This is a genomic window from Streptomyces cyaneofuscatus, from assembly GCF_000718135.1.
Lineage (GTDB): Bacteria > Actinomycetota > Actinomycetes > Streptomycetales > Streptomycetaceae > Streptomyces > Streptomyces cyaneofuscatus.
Genome location: NZ_JOEM01000021.1, coordinates 87834 through 105972, shown reverse-complemented (window position 1 = coordinate 105972; position 18139 = coordinate 87834). Strand labels below are relative to the sequence as shown.

15 protein-coding genes are annotated in these 18139 nt (G+C 74.2%); 8 read left to right on the top strand and 7 right to left on the bottom strand.

Annotated elements, in window-relative coordinates; translation table 11 throughout:
- The first annotated feature begins 30 nt into the window (after nucleotides 1-30).
- Both IF17_RS0129220 and IF17_RS0129215 read left to right on the top strand, forming a co-directional pair.
- Entirely contained in the window at nucleotides 31-942 is a 912-nt protein-coding gene (locus IF17_RS0129220) for a Rossmann-fold NAD(P)-binding domain-containing protein (RefSeq protein ID WP_030572164.1), read from the top strand.
- Nucleotides 943-1102: 160 nt separating this feature from the next.
- On the top strand, nucleotides 1103-2065 hold the full coding sequence (locus IF17_RS0129215; protein WP_030572161.1) for a LysR family transcriptional regulator: 963 nt from the start codon (nucleotides 1103-1105) through the stop codon (nucleotides 2063-2065).
- 55 nt (nucleotides 2066-2120) lie between these two features.
- Here IF17_RS0129215 and IF17_RS0129210 read toward each other — a convergent pair whose 3' ends face one another.
- On the bottom strand, nucleotides 2121-2426 hold the full coding sequence (locus IF17_RS0129210; RefSeq protein WP_030572159.1) for a 4a-hydroxytetrahydrobiopterin dehydratase: 306 nt from the start codon (nucleotides 2424-2426) through the stop codon (nucleotides 2121-2123).
- 64 nt (nucleotides 2427-2490) lie between these two features.
- Between IF17_RS0129210 and IF17_RS0129205 the strand changes: the two genes are divergently transcribed.
- Nucleotides 2491-3324, top strand: coding sequence for a helix-turn-helix domain-containing protein (locus IF17_RS0129205; protein ID WP_030572156.1), 834 nt, complete (start codon nucleotides 2491-2493; stop codon nucleotides 3322-3324).
- A 64-nt stretch (nucleotides 3325-3388) separates the two neighbouring features.
- Here the strand turns inward: IF17_RS0129205 and secD are convergent, their stop codons facing one another.
- From secD to ligA, 4 genes are all read right to left on the bottom strand, one after another.
- Nucleotides 3389-5695 (bottom strand): protein translocase subunit SecD, encoded by a 2307-nt coding sequence (gene secD / locus IF17_RS0129200; RefSeq protein ID WP_030572153.1) that lies wholly within the window; start codon nucleotides 5693-5695, stop codon nucleotides 3389-3391.
- A 35-nt stretch (nucleotides 5696-5730) separates the two neighbouring features.
- On the bottom strand, nucleotides 5731-6333 hold the full coding sequence (locus IF17_RS0129195; protein WP_030572150.1) for a hypothetical protein: 603 nt from the start codon (nucleotides 6331-6333) through the stop codon (nucleotides 5731-5733).
- A gap of 86 nt (nucleotides 6334-6419) precedes the next feature.
- A complete protein-coding gene (locus IF17_RS0129190; RefSeq protein WP_076966807.1) occupies nucleotides 6420-7154 on the bottom strand; it encodes a rod shape-determining protein in 735 nt (244 codons plus the stop codon).
- 428 nt (nucleotides 7155-7582) lie between these two features.
- Nucleotides 7583-9856, bottom strand: coding sequence for an NAD-dependent DNA ligase LigA (gene ligA, locus IF17_RS0129185; protein WP_032772772.1), 2274 nt, complete (start codon nucleotides 9854-9856; stop codon nucleotides 7583-7585).
- Between the two features lie 256 nt (nucleotides 9857-10112).
- Between ligA and IF17_RS0129180 the strand changes: the two genes are divergently transcribed.
- From IF17_RS0129180 to IF17_RS0129170, 3 genes are all read left to right on the top strand, one after another.
- The gene (locus tag IF17_RS0129180; RefSeq protein WP_030572141.1) at nucleotides 10113-11051 is read left to right on the top strand and encodes a DUF1996 domain-containing protein; all 939 of its coding nucleotides are present in this window, start codon (nucleotides 10113-10115) and stop codon (nucleotides 11049-11051) included.
- Nucleotides 11052-11134: 83 nt separating this feature from the next.
- Nucleotides 11135-11770 carry a DUF305 domain-containing protein gene (locus tag IF17_RS0129175; protein WP_030572138.1) on the top strand — a complete coding sequence of 212 codons (636 nt, stop codon included), beginning with the start codon at nucleotides 11135-11137 and terminating at the stop codon, nucleotides 11768-11770.
- Between the two features lie 33 nt (nucleotides 11771-11803).
- Nucleotides 11804-12853: a LacI family DNA-binding transcriptional regulator gene (locus tag IF17_RS0129170; protein WP_030572135.1), complete on the top strand. Its 1050-nt coding sequence runs from the start codon at nucleotides 11804-11806 to the stop codon at nucleotides 12851-12853.
- Nucleotides 12854-12888: 35 nt separating this feature from the next.
- Here the strand turns inward: IF17_RS0129170 and IF17_RS0129165 are convergent, their stop codons facing one another.
- Complete coding sequence (locus IF17_RS0129165; protein WP_032772769.1) at nucleotides 12889-15105, bottom strand: phage holin family protein; 2217 nt, start codon at nucleotides 15103-15105, stop codon at nucleotides 12889-12891.
- A 285-nt stretch (nucleotides 15106-15390) separates the two neighbouring features.
- Here IF17_RS0129165 and IF17_RS0129160 point away from each other — a divergent pair, with 285 nt between their 5' ends.
- Nucleotides 15391-16173 carry an MBL fold metallo-hydrolase gene (locus tag IF17_RS0129160; protein WP_030572129.1) on the top strand — a complete coding sequence of 261 codons (783 nt, stop codon included), beginning with the start codon at nucleotides 15391-15393 and terminating at the stop codon, nucleotides 16171-16173.
- Nucleotides 16170-16820, top strand: coding sequence for a DedA family protein (locus IF17_RS0129155; protein ID WP_030572126.1), 651 nt, complete (start codon nucleotides 16170-16172; stop codon nucleotides 16818-16820). Before IF17_RS0129160 ends, IF17_RS0129155 begins: the two co-directional genes overlap by 4 nt.
- Before the next feature lie 30 nt (nucleotides 16821-16850).
- Here the strand turns inward: IF17_RS0129155 and IF17_RS0129150 are convergent, their stop codons facing one another.
- Nucleotides 16851-18056 (bottom strand): aminotransferase class I/II-fold pyridoxal phosphate-dependent enzyme, encoded by a 1206-nt coding sequence (locus IF17_RS0129150; protein ID WP_030572122.1) that lies wholly within the window; start codon nucleotides 18054-18056, stop codon nucleotides 16851-16853.
- Nucleotides 18057-18139: the final 83 nt, after the last annotated feature.

The window sequence follows — 18139 nt, the reverse complement described above, 5'->3', positions numbered from 1 at the left end:
CCCGCGACCGGGTCCCGGGAGCCTGGAGCCATGACGAAGAACACGGCGGACGAGACGAAGAAGACGTATACGAAGCAGGGCGCGGCCGACTCCGCCGCGCGGAAAGGAACGCGCGTCATGGGCACGGTTCTGGTGACGAGTGGCACCGGGAAGACCGGCCGCCGGGTCGCGGAGCGGCTGACGGCGCTGGGGGTGCCGGTGCGGGCCGGGTCACGGGCCGGCGAGGTGCCGTTCGACTGGCAGGACGAGTCGGGGTGGGCGGCCGCGCTGGACGGTACGGAGGCCGCCTATGTGGCCTACTACCCGGATCTGGCGGTGCCCGGCGCCGCGGGGGCGATGGCGGCGTTCGGGCGGGTCGCGGCGGCGAGCGGGCTCCGCCGGGTGGTGCTGCTGTCGGGGCGCGGCGAACCGCAGGCGGCCGTGGCCGAGGAGGCGCTGCGCGGTGCGTGCGGGGAGGTCGAACTCACCGTCGTACGGTCGGCGTTCTTCGCGCAGAACTTCAGCGAGGGAGCCCTGTTGGACAGCGTTCTCGGCGGTGAGCTGGTCTTCCCGGCCGGGTCGACGGCGGAGCCCTTCCTGGACATCGACGACCTGGCCGATGTGGTGGTGGCGGCGCTGACCGGGGACGGGCACGCGGGCGCGGTGTACGAGCTGACGGGCCCCCGGAGCCTGACGTTCGAGGAGGCGGCGGAGGAGCTCGGCCGGGCGGCGGGGCGGCCGGTGCGGTACGTGCCCGTGAGCGCTCCGGCGTACGCGGAGGTGCTGGAGGGGTTCGGGGTGTCCGGGCCCGAGGCGGGGTTCCTGGCCGAGCTGTTCGCGACGCTGCTCGACGGCCACAACTCCGCCACCACGGACGATGTGAAGCGGGTGCTGGGCCGGGAGGCGAAGGAGTTCACCGCCTTCACCCGCGAGACGGCCCGGGGCGGCGCCTGGCACGGCTGAGGCCGGAACCTGAACCGGCTGAGGCCGGAAGCCGGCCCGGCTGAACTGGAGCGGGATCCTCCGGCGCCGCGCGCGCCGGAGGTACAGCCCGGAAACATCGCCTGAACCGAAGAGTGACCGACGTATTGCCCGGGCGGGCCGGGGGCCATAACTTGCCTTTATGGAGCTGGAGTTGCGCCATCTGAGAACCGTCCGTGCCATCGCCGACACCGGCAGCCTCACCAAGGCCGCCGCCACGCTGGGCCTCGCCCAGCCCGCTCTCAGCGCCCAGCTGCGGCGGATCGAGAAGGCCCTGGGCGGCACGCTCTTCGAGCGTGACCACACAGGTGCCCGCGCCACTCCGCTCGGCGAGCTGGTGCTGGAGCGGGCCCGGGTCGTGCTGCCCGCGGTGAGCGAACTCCAGGCGGAGGCGGTGCGGTTCGCCAACGCCACCGGGCCGCTGGAGCGGTTCCGGCTCGGCGGGACGCACGGCCCGCTGCTCGGCGGTCTGGTCGACCGGATCGCCACGGCGCACCCGGCTGCCCCGGTCTCCACGTACACCGCGTGGTCCGTGGACGAGATCGCCGCCCTGACGATCGACGGGCGCCTGGACTTCGCGCTGATCGGCACGTGCGGCGAGAGCCCGCCGCCGCTGGCCGAGCGGCTGGTCTGGGAGGTGGTGGGGGTGGACCCGGTCTTCGTGATGCTGCCCGAGGACCACCCGCTGGCCGACGAGGAGGAGCTGGACCTCGCCTCGCTGGCGGACCAGTGCTGGGCCGACGTTCCGGGGGACGGCTGTTTCGCCGACTGTTTCGCCACGGCCTGCGCGCGCGCCGGTTTCACCCCGGTGTCGGTGTACGAGACGGACACCTCATCCGTCGTCCATCTGGTGCAGGTCGGTCGGGCGATCGGGCTGTGCCGGGCGACGTTCCCGCCGGTCCCCGGCGTGGTGACCCGGCCGCTCGCCGGTGCGCCGCTCAGCTGGCGGCACCTGCTGGGCTGGCACCCGCACTCCCCCGCGGCGGACGCCGCGGCGGTGGCGGTGGCCGGGCAGACCCGCGCGGCGTACGCGGAGGCCGTGTCACGCAGCCCCGTCTACGCCCGGTGGCTCGCCGGGAATCCGCGGTTCGGGCTGGTGAGCTGAGCGCCGGGGGCCGGTGAGCCACCTCTCGACGCCCCCCGTCGTACAGCCGTACCCGCTACTCCGCGCCGTGGCCCGGTGCGGCGGCCGTGACCCGGGTGGCCAGCTCCAGGTCCTTCTCCGTGACCTTGCCGCCCGCGTCGTGCGTATGGACGGACAGGGCCACGGTGTTGTAGCCGAGCGTCAGATCGGAGTGGTGGTTCAGCTCTTCCTGGATCTGCGCGATGTGCACGGTCAGCGCGGCGGCGGCGAAGTGCGACGGCAGCCGGTAGGTCCGGGTGATCCGGTCCCCTTCCAGCGCCCAGCCGGGCAGGGACTCCAGCCGGTGTTCGGTCTCGGTCTTCGACAGCGGTTCGGCGGACATGGAACGGCTCCCGTGGGTCTCGGATGTCGGCGTGCGACCGGACACTCGACGTTACGGTCTTCCCATGACGACTGTCTTCCCCGACACGGGGGTGGGGCCACTGCTGCGCGACTGGCGGGAGCGGCGGCGGATCAGCCAGCTGGATCTGGCGCTGCGCGCCGACTCCTCGGCCCGTCACATCTCCTTCATCGAGACCGGCCGCTCGCGCCCCAGCGAGGACATGGTCCTGCGCCTGGCCGAGCAGCTGGACATCCCCGTCCGGGAACGCAACGCCCTGCTGGTGATGGCCGGTTACGCGCCCCGCTACGCGCAGACCCCGCTCGACGACCCCGCGATGGCCTCGGTGCGCGACGGCCTGGACCGGCTGCTCGCGGGGTACGAGCCGTATCCGGCGCTCGTCGTCGACGGCCGTTACGACGTGGTGGCGGTCAACCGGGGCATCGCCCTGCTCATGGAGGGGGTCGCCGAGGAACTCCTCACCCCGCCGCTCAACGCCATGCGGATCACGCTCCATCCGGCGGGGCTCGCGCCGCGCATCTGGAACCTGGCGGAGTGGCGGGCGGATCTGCTGGCGCAGATGGAGCGCCAGATCGCGCTCGTACGGTCGCCGGAGCTGCGGACGCTGTACGAGGAGGTGGCGGCCTATCCCGTACCGGACCGGGCGGACCAGGCGGACCGGGGTGCCGGCGGCAGGGGCGCCGGTGACCGGGCCCGGGAGCGTACGCCGTCGTTCGCGCTGCCTCTGGTGATCGAGCACGGGGGCCAGGTGCTCTCGTTCATCGCCTCGATCGCGACGTTCAACACGCCGATGGACGTGACCGTGGCGGAGCTGGCCATCGAGACGTTCCTGCCCGCCGACCGGGAGACCGCGGCCTATCTGCGCGAGCGCCTTCCGTAACCGTAACCGTCCGCACTGACCGTCCGCCCCTTGCCCCGGTCTCCGGGGCAAGGGGCGGACGGGGTCAGACGCGGGCCCCGTTGTCGAGCAGGTCGCGCCGGGGTGCGCGGGCGCGCCGGGAGCTCTTGCCCGGTACGGGCGGGGGTGCGGTGGTGGTGCGTTCCAGGACCAGGGCGCCCGGTACGGCCGTGAACACCGACGACCAGGTGCCCACGACGATGCCGATGAGCAGGGCGAGCGCGAAGTCGGTCAGCGAGTCGCCGCCCAGGACCGCGAGGGCGACCAGGATGAACAGGGCGCCCATCCCGGTGTTCACCGTACGGGGGACGGTCTGGAGCACCGCCCGGCGGGCGATGGTGGCCAGGGGTGTCTTCCGGTTCCCGGCCCACAGCTCCCGTACCCGGTCGAAGACCACCACCGAGTCGTTGACCGAGTAACCGATGACGGTCAGCAGGGCGGCCAGGAAGATGCCGTCCACGGGCCGCCCGAGCCAGGCGAAGGCGCCCACCACGATGATCACGTCGTGCACCATGGCGATCACCGACCCCACGGCGAACGTCCAGCGGAACCGGACCGCCAGATAGGCCAGTTGCACGAGGACGGCGACGCCCAGAGCGATCAGCGCGTTGCGTCGCAGTTCGTCGCCGAGGCTCGGGCCGATCAGCTCGTCCCGTACCTTCGTGGTCTCGCCGCCCTCGGTGGCCAGGGCGGTCCGCAGGGCGTGCTCCCCGTCGTTGTCGAGCTTTCCGGTGCGTACGGAGATGTCGCCGTCGCCCGCCGTGGTGATCTCGGCGTCACCGAACCCGGCGTCGGCGAGCGTGGAGCGGGCGGTCTCGACGTCGACGGGCCGGCTGGTGGAGTACTCGACCAGCCGTCCCCCGGTGAACTCCACCCCGAGGTCGACCCCGCGCACCACGATCCCCGCGACGGCGACGGCGACCAGGACGGTGGAGATGACGAGCCACTGGACCGGCTTGCGGAACAGCTGGGGGTCCTTGCGGGTCAGCCAGGTCCGTACGCTGCCGGGGCGCGCGATGCCGTTGACGCCCCGGTAGTCGCTGACGAAGCGGGAGCCCGCCGCGATCTCGGTGAGCGCGCGGGCGATGACCAGCGCGGAGAACATCGAGGCGACGACCCCGATGGCGAGGGTGACGCCGAAGCCCTTGACCGGGCCCGAGCCCAGGAAGAAGAGCAGCCCGGCCGCGAGGAGCGTGGTGATGTTCGAGTCGGCGACGGCGCTGAACGCCTTCTGGAACCCGGTGGTCAGCACCGAGCGGAGAGAGCGCGTCGGCCGGTCCTGGCACTCCTCTCTGGCCCGTTCGAAGACCAGGACGTTCGCGTCGACCGCCATCCCGATCGCCAGGACGAACCCGGCGAGTCCCGGGAGCGTGAGGGTGACGCCGAGGCCGACGAGTGCGGCGTACGAGATCACGCCGTACGCGGCGAGGGCGACGGCGGCCAGGGCGCCGAAGAGGCGGTAGACGAAGGTGATGAAGAGCGCGGTGGCGGCGGCGCCGATCAGGGCCGCCTGGGCGCTGGCGTCGATCGCGGCGGCACCGAGCGTCGGGCCGACGGTCCGCTGCTCGACGATCTCGACGGGGACGGGCAGGGCGCCGCCCTTGATGAGCAGGGCCAGGTCACGGGCCTCCTTCGCGGTGAAGGAACCGGTGATCTGGGTACCGCCGGAGGGCAGTCCGGCCTGGCAGCCGACCGAGGGGTCGACCTGGGGCGAGGAGATGACCTTCTCGTCCAGGACGATGGCGACGCGCCGCCGCTCGTCCCCGGCGGGGTGGCAGGCCGCCTCACCGGTCAGCTTCGTCCAGTCCTTGCCGGCGTCCTTGTGGAAGTCCAGCTTCACGGTCCAACCGGCCGCCTGCTGCGCCTCGAAGAAGGCGGTGGCGTCCTTGACGCCCGCGCCGGAGAGGCGGGAGGGGCCGAGGTCGAGCCGCGTCCCCTGCTCGTCGGGAAGGATCAGCCGCTTCTCCCCCGTCTCGGGGGCGGTATCCGTGCCGGGGGGCGCGGCGCCGAGGACCTCGTGGAAGCTGAGCTGGGCCGTGCGGCCGATGACGGCGGCCGCCTGGCGCGGGTCCTGGACATCGGGCAGTTCGACGATGATGCGGTCCTCGCCGGAGCGGGTGAGGACGGGTTCGGCGACCCCGAGGGAGTCGATGCGCTGGCGCAGGACCTCCAGGGTGCGGTCGGTGGTCTCCCGGTCCGCCTCGACGGTGGCGGAGTCCTTGGCCTGGAGCACCATACGGGTGCCGCCCTGGAGGTCGAGGCCGAGTCTGGGTGACATGGTCAGCGTGATGAAGACGGAGACGAGCAGCACGGCGGCAGCCAGAACCGCTCGCACCGTGGTGGCGCGAGTCATGGAATTCCTCCGGTGGGGCGTCGGCCGCCCTCACCTCAGTGAGGACGTGACGCCGGATCGGCAGAGCAGGGCCGGTGGCCGGTCGGGTGACCGGCGCTCCTGTCCGGAGGACCGCGGACGCCGGGCAGCGCGCCCCGGCGTCCGGAGGGCGTGGCGAAGGAGGCCGTGGTGCCCCGCTCGGCCTGGCCGCGCTCCACGACCGGGCCGGGCGGGCAGGGCAGCAGCCCCTCGTAGGACGGCGGGGGCGCGTGGCCGGTGAGGTGGGCGCGGCTGATGCCCGCGCGCGGGGTCTGGTGGGTCGGATCGGCGGCCGGTGACCGCTCGTGGAGGCTCTGGGCGTGCGGCCGGGCGGGGCTGGTGCGGACGTGGTGGGGGTGGCCGGTGCCGGCCCGCTGGTCGCGGGCGTTGCGGCCACCGGCCCCGGGACCGGCGGGGCTGGGAGCCGTGCGGGTGCGCCGCAGGTCGTGGTGGGGGCCGCCGGGGTGGGCGGTGCGGTCGGTCTGCGGGGCGGGCGCCGGGGCCTTCGGCGTGTACGCGACGGTGGACGCGAGGCTGTTGAGGGCACCGGCGGGCAGCGCGGCCCCGGCGGGGGCGCCGCCGACCAGGGTGAGAACGGCGAGCACCAGCGCGGCCAGCACGCTCCGGGTCCGGTGCGCCGGTGCCGGCCGAACCGCTCCCGGCCGCACCGTGGGCGCGTTCCCCCGGGGCGGCCCCGGGTGCGGGGTCACCTGGCTCGGCCGGGCAGGGCGGAGGCGGACGCCCCGTGGCGGAGCACGGAGCTGAGGATCTGTCCGGCGCCGCGGACGACGGTGGTCGAAGGGTCCTCGGCCAGCCGCACGGGCGTGCCGAGGCACCGGGCGAGGCGGTCGGTGACGTCGGGCCGCAGCGCACCACCGCCGGCGAGCACCGGGCCCTTGCGCAGGGCGCCGCGGATCGCGCCGTGCCGGTCCTGCCGCCACATGGACTTCACCATGTCGAGGACCGTACCGACCAGGGTGACGGGCAGCGTCGCCGGGTCCAGGTCGCTGAGCCCGGTCTCGGCCTGCCGGGCGTCGGCGATCCGGCCGCCGACGAGGAGGGTGACCTCGGTGAGCTCGGCGCCCATGTCGACGACGAGCAGCGGGCCTGCGTCGCGCGGTCCGGCGTACGCGGCGGCGGCCCGGGCGCTGCTGAGGACGAGGACGCGCGTCGGTCCGAGACCGGCGAGGAGCTCCCGCGCGGCGTTGCGGTGGACGGCGCCGGCGAGGACGGGGTGGCTGAGGACGATGACGCTGTCCGTGCGGTCGGGGCCGAGGGCGGCGTCGGCGATGCGGCCGAGGAGCCGCCCGCAGGACTCGGGGTCGACGATGCGTCCGCGCCGGACGGGCCGCTCGGCGCCCCCGTCGAGGGCGAGGCCGGGGCCGTCGAGGAGGTTGCCGCCGCCGAGGAACGGGTCGGTGACCAGGCCGTGGCCGGGCACCCAGGCCCGGGTGCGGGAGCTGCCGAGGTCCAGGGCGAGTCCCCGGGCGGCCACGGTCCTGCCGCCGAGCCGGCGGTATCCGTGGCGCACCCGGAGCGCCCCGGGCCCACGCCCGGTCCCGGTCCCCTCGGCCCCGCTTCCGTCACGAAGCGGTCCGGCACCCTCGCCGAAGGGGCGGGGGACCTCGCCGAGCGGCCCGCGCTCTTCGCCGGAACGGCCCGGAGGCGGGACGGAACGACCGCGTCGCTGTCCGTCGTACGGAGAACGCATCGCCCCTCACCCCCGGTCGGCCGTCCACAGCCGTCCACGCACCCATCGGCCCGCTGATAGCGAGGCTTGACCAAGCCCTCACTATGCAATACCGGGTGAGGGAAAGCCACTTCTCTACCGATTCAAAGGCACCCCGATTCAAGGCACCCCGACCGGACTCAGACCTTGACGGCCTCGACCACCTCCGCGACCTCCACCGCCTCCACCGCCTCCACGGCGTCAGCGACTTCCGCTTGGGGCCCGGCCGCCGTCGGCTTCCCCTCCCCCGCCAGGACAGCCACGGCCGCCGTCTCCACACCGGTCACCGCAACGATCTCCACAGCCGCGCCGGCCTCCGGAACCGCTCCCGTCTCCCCCGTCAGGAAGCCGGAGATCAGCTCCGCGAACTCCTCCGGCGCCGCGATCCTGATGCCCAGCTCCTCCGCCTTGGTCCGCTTCGATCCGGCCTTCTCCCCCGCGACCAGCAGGCTGGTGCGCGCGGAGACGCTGGAGGAGGACTTCCCGCCCGCCCGCTCGATCAGCTCGTTCATCTGATTGCGCGACAGCTTCTCCAGCGCCCCGGTCATGGCCCCCGTGACCACCACCTTCATCCCCGCCAGCGGCAGCTCAGCTCCGGTCCCGCCGCCGCCCTCCTCCTCCGTACCGGGCTCGGGCGGCGGGGTGGCCCCCGGCTCCGTCATCGTCACCCCGGCCCGGACGAGCTTCTCGATCAGCGGGGCCAGCTCCACCAGCTCGGCGACGACCGCCGCGGCCTTCTCCTTGCCGATGCCGTCGACGCGCTGGAGCGACTCGGTGTCGGCGGCGACGATGTGGTCCATGGTCGCGAAGTACCGCGCGATCCTGCGGGACATGGAGCGCCCCGTTCCCCGTACACCCAGGGCGCAGAAGACCCGGGACAGCGGGCGCGAGCGGGCGGTCCCGATGGCGGCGAGGAGATTGTCGGTGGAGGTCTCGCCCATCCGGTCCAGGGCGAGCAGCTGCTCCCGCTCCAGGGTGAACAGGTCGGCGAAGTCCGTGACGAGGCCGGCGTCGACGAGCTGGACGACCCGGGTGGTTCCGAGTCCCTCGATGTCGAGCTGGTCGCGGCCGGCGGCGTACGACACGGAGGCGACCAGGCGGCAGTTGCGGCCGCGGGTGCAGCGCCAGCGCTGCTCGCTCGTGTCGATCTCGGAACCGCACTGCGGGCAGCTCGCCGGGAACTCGATCGGCGTCTCCTCGCCGGTGCGCAGGTGGGCCACGGGGGCCTCGATGCGCGGGATGATGTCGCCCGCCTTGTAGACCATGACCCGGTCGCCCAGGCGCAGATCGCGGCGGGTGATGTCGGCCGGGTTGTGCAGGGTGGCGTAGCCGACGGTGGATCCGTCGATCTCGACGGGCTCCAGGACGGCGCGCGGCGCGATGATCCCGGTGCGCCCCACGTTCCACTCGACGGAGAGCAGGCGGGTGATCTTCTCGACGGCGGGGAGCTTGTGGGCGATGGCCCAGCGCGGCGCCCGGCTGCCGGAACCGGCCTCACGCCGGTCGGCCGCGAGGTCCGCCTTGATCACGATGCCGTCGATGCCGAACGGCAACTCGGCGCGCAGGGCGGCTATCTCGGCCACGCGCGCCTGCACCTCCTCCACGGTGGTCACCCGGACCGGCGCCACCTCCGTGGCCGCGGCCGTGTGCACGCCGAGCCCGGCGACGTACGCGAGGAGCTCGCTGTGGGGCAGCTCGGTGAGGGCCTCGGCGAGCTCCCCGGAGCCGGCGAGCGGCAGGGCTCCGTAGGCGAAGAAGGTCGTCTCCACGCGGTACGCCCGGTCCTTGGCGCGCAGGGTGCCCGCCGCCCCGTTGCGCGGGTTGGCGAAGGGAGCGCCGCCGTGCTCCGTGCGGGTCGCGTTGCCCTGGTCGAACTGCTCGTTCGTCATGAGTATCTCGCCGCGCACCTCGATGGTGACCGGGGCGGCCAGCCGCTCGGGCAGTCCGACGACCGCGGGGGCCGCGTGCGAGACGTCCTCGCCCGCCGCGCCGTCGCCCCGGGTGATCAGCCGCTCCAGGCGGCCCTCCCGGTAGCGGGCGGCGACCGCGAGGCCGTCGAGCTTCGGCTCCACGCTCCAGGCGGCGACCGGTCTGCCGATCCGCCGCGCCAGCGAGGCGGTCCAGGTGGCGAACTGCTCGGCGGAGAACACGTTGTCCAGCGAGAGCATCGGCACCGTGTGCGGAACGTCCCCGACGGCGGCTCCGCCCGCCACCTTCCCGGTCGGTGATGACTCGTGTATCTCGTCGGGATGATCCGCCTCGTACGCGGCGATCCCCCGTGCCAGCCGGTCGTACGCGTCGTCGTCGAGCGTGCTCTCACCCGTGGCGTAGTACGCGGCGGCGGCCTGGGAGGCCTCTTCGACCGCGGCGGCGTAGGCGGCGGCGTCGGCGAGCACAGCGGCTGAGTTCGTCATGGTGACCATCCTGCCGCCCACCACTGACAACGCCCTTGGTAGCGCCTCCCCGTGACAGCGCGAGCGGCAGGTTCCGAGGGATCCGAGGGAGAGCGCTCTCCCGCCCAGAAGCCTTCAAGTAGCCTCGTATCAGCGCTTGTTGCAGTGCTTGTGCGATCTCTTGACATGCACAGGTGGCACTCTTACGTTCCCCCACGAGAGAGCGCTCCCTAGCTCATGATCAAGGAATCTCCCCCCACTTCCGAACAGGAGTGCCGTGCTCTTCCGTAACCGAAACAGCAGCGAACACCGCCGCCAACGCTCCCCCCGGTCCTGGCACTACCGAGTCGCCGGGCTGGCCGCCGCGGCCCTCGCCGTCTCCCTCGTCCAGGCCAACGTCGGCAACGCCGCGGCCGACCGCGCCGCAGCCGAGGTCGCTCCCCGGGCCGCCGCCGATGTGGTGCGGGTGGCCGAGTTCCTGGCCGAGTGCCCCTACACCCACCGGGCCCCCGACGACCCGATCGTCTTCCCGGGTCTGCCCGGCGCCTCCCACATGCACAGCTTCTTCGGCAACGACACCACCAACGGCAACTCGGACCTGGCGTCGCTGGAGAAGGGACGGACCACCTGCTCGCCCGACACCGACCTCTCCTCGTACTGGGTGCCCACCCTGTACGACGGCGACCGGGAGGTGGAGCCCACCGGGACCACCTTCTACTACCTGGGAGAAGGCGTCCGCGACGACGTCATCCGGCAGATCCAGCCCTTCCCCAAGGGCCTGCGCATCGTGGCGGGCAACGCGAAGGCGACCGGACCGCAGGACAACACCATCGCCCGCTGGTCGTGCCTGCACGCCGGTCACGTCAACCCCTCGCAGGACTTCGTGAACTGTCCGGCCGGCACGATGCTGGAGTCCTACCTGGACTTCCCGCAGTGCTGGAACGGCAAGGACCTCGACTCCGCCGACCACAAGAGCCACATGTCCTACCCGGTGGCCGGCGCCTGCCCGTCGACCCACCCGGTGCCGGTGCCCAAGCTCCGCCAGGTGCTGCGCTATCCGGTCAGCGGCGACCCGGCCCGCTTCCGGCTGGCGTCGGGCCCCGGCTACACGATGCACGGCGACTTCTTCAACGTATGGCCGGAGGAGGAGCTGGCGCAGCGCGTACGTGACTGCATCAACGCCATCGTGAAGTGCGGCTTCGACGGCACCCCCTGATCCGACGTCACCCCCCCACCACCGGTGTCCGCCCCGGGGCCCAGGCTCCGGGGCGGCGCCCTCCGCCCGGTCCAGGACACCCCATGACGCGTTCCACCCCCTCCAGGTCCCCCGCCGCGCCGGCCCTGTCGGCCCTGCTGGCCGTGCCGGCCCTGCTCGCCCTCACCGCATCGGCCGGCTGCTCCACCGCGACGGAGCCCGCGCCCCGCCCCTCCGCCGTACGGAACTCCGCGCCCGCCCCCGCCCCCTCCGCCTCGGGCACCCCCACCGACGCCGCCTGGGTCCAGTTGATGACCCCGATGAACGAGAAAGCGGTGGCCCTGCTCACCCTCGCCGCCGACCGGGCCACCGAACCCCGGGTGCGGGCTTTCGCGACCCGGCTGCGCAGTGACCAGGAAGCCGAACTCGGCCGCTTGCGGCCCCTGCTGACCCGGATGGGGCTTCCCCGTACCGATGTGCACGCGGGCCACGCCATGCCCGGCATGGTGACCGGGAGCGACCTCGCGGCGGCGAAAGCGGCCGAGGGGGCGGCGTTCGACCGGCTCTTCCTGACCCGGATCCGCGACCATCTGCGCCACTCCGCCCAGGTGTCCCGGTCCGAGATCACCGCGGGTGCCAGAGCCGACGCGAAGCGGCTGGCCGCCGCCCTCGTCACCGCGCGCGAGGCCGCGCTCACCGAGCTGGAAGCGCTCCCGGGAGCTACCCGGGCCCTCGGCTGACCGGCGCCCTGGGCTGCGGGTATAAAGGGCTGCATGACAGCCGAAGTGGAGCCGCCCGTACGCCCGACCTTGGAGGACGTGGCGGCCGTGGCCGGTGTCTCACGGGCCACCGTGTCGCGGGTGATCAACGGAGCCACCACGGTGGACCCCGCCCTGCGCACCGTGGTCGAGGAGGCGGTGGCGACGACCGGGTACGTGCCCAACCGGGCGGCGCGCTCGCTGGTGACCCGGCGCACCGACTCAGTGGCCCTAGTAATCTCGGAGCGGGAACGGCGGCCGGACTCCGAGCCGTTCGCCGGCCGGATGTTCTCCGACCCCTACTTCGGCCGGGTCGTCAGCGGTCTCCTCGAAGTGCTGCGTCCGGCGGGCATCCAGATGGTGCTGATGCTGGCGGACGACGCGGCGTCCCGGACCCAGCTGCTCTCCTACCTGCGCCACGGCCATGTCGACGGCGTCGTCCTGGTCACCTCGCACGCGGACGACCCGCTGCCCCATCTGCTCCAGGAGACCCGGCTGCCCGCCGTTCTCGCCGGCCGTCCCCCGGGTCCGTCGTCGCTGGCCTATGTGGAGGTCGACCAGCAGGCCGGGGCGCGGCTCGCGGCCGACCATCTGGCCGCGCTGGGGCGGCGCCGTATCGGGACCATCTCCGGTCCGCAGGACAGGCCGGCGGGGCAGGTGCGCCTGGCCGGGTTCCTGGCTGCCCTCGCCGCGCACGGCATCGAGGATGTGGCCTGCGCCGAGGGGGACTTCACGCATCTGGGCGGTGCGGCGGCGATGCGTCGGCTGCTGGCGGAACAGCCCGGTCTGGACGGGGTGTTCATCGCCTCGGACCTGATGGCGCTGGGCGCGCTCCCGGTGTTGCAGCGGGCCGGGCGTGACGTGCCGTCCGATGTGGCGGTGGTCGGTTTCGACGACAGCAGCGCGGCGGCCGCCTGCGATCCGCCGCTCACCACCGTGCGGCAGCCGGTGGAGGAGATGGCGGCGGAGATGGCCCGGCTGCTGCTGAAGCAGATCGGCGGCCCGGGCGGCCCGTCGCCCTCCATGGTCTTCCCGCCCACCCTGGTACGGCGGCAGTCGGCCTGACCCCGAGGGCGCCCGCCCGGCCCAGGGCCGCCCGCTCAGCCCGGGGTCTCCGGCAGCGGGATCTCGCGGAGCACCGGCGCGGTCCGCGCGTCCGGAGCCGGGACAGCGGCCCGCCCCTGACCGTCGGCAACCCCCTCCACCGGGCCTTCCGCCGGGAACGGCTCGTCCGCCCGCACGGCCCCCGTGAAGCCCTCCGTGCTCACCGGCACCTGGGGCCCGGAGAACTCCAGCAGCCAGCGGTTCAGCACCCGGTGCACCGTCTCGGCGCCCACCAGCCCGCCGCCCGGCGGTGCCGGCGCGCCCTCCGCCGCCTCGGCGGCCACGATGTCCAGCGGGTCCGTCATGCCGCGCGGCCAGAGCAGGAACGGCCGGGACTGCTCGCCGCCGAGACCGCCGTGCGAGCCGATCTGCTCCTCGAAGGCGTGCACGGTGCCGGTCTCGGGGTCGTACATGGAGTTGACCATGATGTCGGCGACGTGCGGGAAGGTGTCGGTGCGCCGTACGGCGGCGGCCGCGCCGGTGCCGAAGACGGCGAGCGGGCCCTCGCCGTCGGCCAGTTCGGCGACGGGGACCTCGGTCCCGCCCGGCCCCATCACCACCGAGCCGTGCTCCTCGCTGCGGACGAGGAGGAAGCCGATCCCGGGATGGTTGGCGAGCGTGGAGAGCAGCGCCGGGTTGCGGCGGTCGATCTGCTCGCGCGAGGCGCGCCCCTCCAGGTCGGGGAAGGAGATCAGGCCGAGGTTGCCGGAGGCCAGCACGATCGGTTCGGAGCGCTTGGCCGCCTGCTCCGCCTCCGGTTCCACCGCGACGGGCGGGCGGTGCAGGGCGATCCGGACCGCGTCGCGTGCCTCGGACGCGCTGTGCGTGCCGCGCGCCCGGCGTGGCACGGGGAGCCCGCAGCCCGCCCGGACCAGGTCCTTGAGCGTCAGCCCGTACCTCCCGGCGAACGTCTCGCCGGGGCTCTGGCCGTGGTCGGAGAGGAGCACGATCCGGTACGTACGCGGGGTGTGGTCGGCGATCTTCGCGATGAGGGCGAGCGAGCGGTCGAGGCGCTGGAGGACCTTCTCGGCGTCGCGGCTGTGCGGTCCGGAGTGGTGGGCGACCTCGTCGTAGGCGACCAGGTCGGCGTAGACGGCGGTGCGTCCGGCGAACATGTCGCCGAGGACGGCGGAGACGACGACATCGCGCTCGACGACGGTGGCGAAAGCCCGGATGAAGGGGTAGAGGCCGCCGCGCTTGACCCGGGGGGTGTCCTTGCGGGCGCGGGCCCGGGTCGACTGGCCGATCTCGCGGCCGACCTCGGCGGCGAACGAGAGGGCGGTGCGGACGGCGTTGGCCGGGTCGGAGAAGTAGGCGAAGTACCCGGAGCGGGAGCGGCGGCCCTTGCCGCGCCGGGCGGCCATGGACAGGACCAGGGCGAGCTGTCCGGCGCCGCCGCTGAAGAGGTTGCCGCGGCTCGCGCCGTCGATGGTGAGCAGGCCGCCGTCCCGGGTGCGGGCGATGGCGCGGCGCTGCATCTCCAGGGCGCTGGCGGGGCGGCTGGAGACCATGACGGTGCCGGTCTCCTTCTCGTACCAGCGGAAGGCGGGGATGTCGTGGTTGGAGCCGTGCAGGATGGCGAGCTGGCTGGCGCCGGTCTGGCTGGACCAGTCGGTGCGCCAGGGGGTGAGGCGGTGTCCGGAGGAGTCGGCGAGCCAGCCGGCGACGGTCGGCATGTGCCCGTCGGCGGCCGCCTTCACCAGGACGTCGTGGCCGACGCCGTCGAGCTGGAGGAAGAGCGTGCCGGGCGGTGCGTCGCGGTCGGGTCCCACGATGTCCGGGGAGCCGCGCCGGCGGCGCCGGTCGGCGAGGCGGGAGAGCCTGCGGCGGTAGGCCTCGTCGTCGCGGACGGCGAGCGCGGTGGAGGTGGCGGAGGCGACGGCGGACATCACGGCGGCGACGAGGACCGCGGTCTCCGGGGCGGCCTCACCGCGCCCGTCCGGGATGAGGCGCACCGCGATCAGCAGCAGCGAGCCGTTGAGGAAGAAGACCAGCGCGCCCATGACGAGCGCGGGGACGATGAGCAGGGCCCGGACGAGGACGGGCCACACCAGCGCGGAGAGCAGGCCGAACGCGCCCGCGCCCCAGGCCGCCGTGAAGGCGGTACGGGTGATGGTGTCGCCGTCGTCGGACTGGAGCTGGAAGTCGGGCAGGATCCCGGCGAGCGCGAGCATGGTGAGGGTGGAGACCGCCCAGACCGCGACGACCCGCATCAGCGCGCCGCCCGCCGTACGCCATCGCGCCGTACGCCGCCCCGGCGTACGCCGTCTCCGCTCGTCCACGCCGGTCCACCTCGCGCCTTCTGTGCCGCGGCCCCGTCCGTCATGGGCCCCGCTCCCAGCCTTTCACAGCGTCCGGGCCGGTCAGGGACCGTCGTGGGGAGCGCCCCGGGGCGCATAGGCTCGTACCGGCGGCGCCCAGCCCGTACGGGTGTGGGCGGGCCGCTCCGGGGCAGCGGGTCACGGAGGCCGAGCGGCGGCCGAGCGAGGAGGCGGGACGTGCCGGTGGAGGTCACCTGGTGGGGTCATGCCACCTGCACGATCGAGGACTCCGGGGTACGGGTGCTGACCGACCCCCTGTTCGTACGGCGCTTCGCGCATCTGCGCCGCCGCCGGGGCGAGGTGCCGCCGCCGCAGGCCGCGCTGGCCGAGGTGGTGCTGGTCTCGCATCTGCACTCCGACCATCTGCATCTGCCGTCGCTGTCCCGGCTGGCCGAGGGCACCCGGCTGGTCGTGCCGAGCGGCGCGGTCGCGGCCGTGCCCGGGCTGCGCACGCTGCTCCGGAGGCGGCGGCTGACCGTCACCGAGGTGCGGGCGGGCGAGACGGTCCGGATCGGCGAGGTGCGGGTCCGGGCGGTGCCGGCGCTCCACGACGGGCGGCGGCTGCCGGTCGGGCCGCACAAGGTGCCCGCGCTCGGTTACGTGGTCGAGGGCGAGGCCCGTACGTACTTCGCCGGGGACACCGGGCTCTACGACGAGATGGCGGAGGCGGTGGGCGCGGTGGATGTGGCGCTGCTGCCGGTGGGCGGCTGGGGCCCGTACCTCGGGCACGGCCACCTCGACCCGTCCCGCGCCGCCGAGGCACTGACCCTGCTGGAGCCGCGCTCGGCGGTGCCGGTGCACTTCGGCACGTACTGGCCGATCGGGCTGGACGGGGTGCGGCCGCACGAGTTCCACGGGCCGGGCGACGAGTTCGTCCGGCAGGCGGGCATCCGGGCGCCCGAGGTGGCGGTGCACCTGCTGTCGCACGGCGAGCGGGTCCGGCCGGAGGCCGCCCGGTGATCCCGGAGCTCGAAACGGTGGTGGGGGCGCTGCCCACCGAGTCGACCCAGCAGGCCGTGGGCTATCCGACGCTGTTCCTCCTGGTGGCGCTGGGGTCGTTGGTGCCGGTGATTCCTACGGGGGCGCTGGTGAGTTCGGCGGCGGTGGTGGCGTTCCACCAGTCCTCGCCGTTCTCGCTGCTGTTCGTGTTCGCGGTGGCGTCGGCGGCGGCGTTCCTGGGTGATGTCTGCCTGTACTGGCTGGGGCAGCGGGGGGTGCGCTCGGAGCACGGGTCGAAGTGGCTGGAGGCGCTCACCCGCCGGGCGGCGCCGGAGCGGCTCGCGCAGGCGCAGGAGAAGCTGGAGGAGCACGGCGGGACGGTGCTGATCCTGTCCCGGCTGGTGCCGGCCGGGCGGATCCCGGTGATGCTGGCCTGCCTGCTGGGGAAGATGCCGCTCAAGACGTTCGCCCGGGGCGATGTGCCGGCGTGTCTGGCGTGGGCGGCGACCTACCAGCTGATCGGGATCCTGGGCGGTTCGCTCTTCCCGGAGCCGTGGCAGGGCGTGGTGGCGGCGGTGGCGCTGACCGTGGTGATCAGCGGGGCTCCGGCGGTGTGGCGGAGGCTGCGCGCACGGTTCGGCCACGGGACGGGCGACGCGACGGGCTGAGGGGCACGTCTGCGGCCCCGGCGGCCCACCTCACCGCAGCTCGCCGAAGGCCGCCGCGAACGTGGTCAGCGCCCGCTCCACATGCGGCAGGGCCAGCGGTTCCGCCGCCGTGAGGGACTCCCGCTGCTCCTCGGGCGTCGCCCCCAGCAGCGGCCCGGTTCCCAGCCGTACGCGCAGGGCTCCCAGCTCGTCGCCGAAGCGGTGGCCGCCCGGAGTCGGGGCACCGAGCCGGTCGGTGAGGTACTCCTCCAGCTCCATGGAGTCCGTGACGTCCAGCTCCGCCAGCCGGGAGCGGAGCGGGCCGAGGTCGGCGTAGAGGTGGCGGCCCGCCTGCGGGGGCCGGGCCAGGGCGCCGGAGGAGAGGACCGCCCGGTGGGCGGCGGCGGCCACCTGGGCCTGGAGCCCGGCGGCCTGCCGGATCCGCTCCCGTACGGCCTCCGGCTCACCGAGGGCGTGGGCGGCGGCGGGCGCGAGCGGGCCGGCGACCAGGGCGCCCAGCGCGGTCAGGATGTCCAGCGTGCGCGCCCGGCGTACGGCCCCTCGCGCGGTCTCCGGGAAGCGGGCGACGGCGACCGGCCAGGCGGCGGGGGTGAAGGCGCCGCAGAGGTCGCTGATGACGGTGACGTCGTCGGGGCACATCTCGGCGGGGCTGAGCAGGACGGTGTCGCGGGGCCGGTGCACGGTGTCGCGCCAGGTCTCGTCGCTGATGATGTGCATGCCCTCGCCGACCGCCGCCTCACAGGCCTCCCGCACCAGCTCGGGCGGGGCGACGGTGGCGGTGGGGTCGTCGGCGACGGAGAGCACGAGCAGTTTCGGCCGGCCGCCCTCGGCCCGTACCCGGCGCACGGTCTCCAGCAGGGCGTACGGGTCGGGGACTCCCCCGCACTCGGCGGGCGTCGGCACCTGGTAGGCGGGCCGGCCGAGCAGCCGGGCCTGCGGCATCCAGGTGGCCGGGCTGGGGCGGGGCATGAGGACGTCGCCCCCGTGAGCGGCGATCAGGGCGAGGAGGAGCGGCTGGTCGCCGGGGGCGGCCACGATGTTCTCCGGCCCGCCGTGCAGCCCGCGCCGGGCCCAGTAGGCGCAGGCCGCCTCGCGCAGGGTGCGGCCGCCGCCGGGCGGCTCGGGGCGGGTGCGGTCGGCCGCTGCGGCGAGGACGGCGGCCAGTTCGGGGAGGACCGGGAGGCCGGGGTCGGGGGCGGGCGGCCCGTAGCGGACGGGCCCGTGGTCCTCGTGCATGCCGGCCTCCTCCGCTGCTCCTACGACTCCGGTGCCACCGCCGCTTTCTCCAGCTCCGGGGCACTCTCTGGGCCCTTTATACG

Bases quoted from the DNA above. Each gene is read 5' to 3' on its own strand.
- IF17_RS0129220 (WP_030572164.1), top strand. From the start codon at position 31: ATGACGAAGAACACGGCGGACGAGACGAAGAAGACGTATACGAAGCAG.
- IF17_RS0129215 (WP_030572161.1), top strand. From the start codon at position 1,103: ATGGAGCTGGAGTTGCGCCATCTGAGAACCGTCCGTGCCATCGCCGAC.
- IF17_RS0129210 (WP_030572159.1), bottom strand. From the start codon at position 2,426: ATGTCCGCCGAACCGCTGTCGAAGACCGAGACCGAACACCGGCTGGAG.
- IF17_RS0129205 (WP_030572156.1), top strand. From the start codon at position 2,491: ATGACGACTGTCTTCCCCGACACGGGGGTGGGGCCACTGCTGCGCGAC.
- secD (WP_030572153.1), bottom strand. From the start codon at position 5,695: ATGACTCGCGCCACCACGGTGCGAGCGGTTCTGGCTGCCGCCGTGCTG.
- ligA (WP_032772772.1), bottom strand. From the start codon at position 9,856: ATGACGAACTCAGCCGCTGTGCTCGCCGACGCCGCCGCCTACGCCGCC.
- IF17_RS0129175 (WP_030572138.1), top strand. From the start codon at position 11,135: ATGACGCGTTCCACCCCCTCCAGGTCCCCCGCCGCGCCGGCCCTGTCG.
- IF17_RS0129170 (WP_030572135.1), top strand. From the start codon at position 11,804: ATGACAGCCGAAGTGGAGCCGCCCGTACGCCCGACCTTGGAGGACGTG.
- IF17_RS0129165 (WP_032772769.1), bottom strand. From the start codon at position 15,105: ATGCGGGTCGTCGCGGTCTGGGCGGTCTCCACCCTCACCATGCTCGCG.
- IF17_RS0129150 (WP_030572122.1), bottom strand. From the start codon at position 18,056: ATGCACGAGGACCACGGGCCCGTCCGCTACGGGCCGCCCGCCCCCGAC.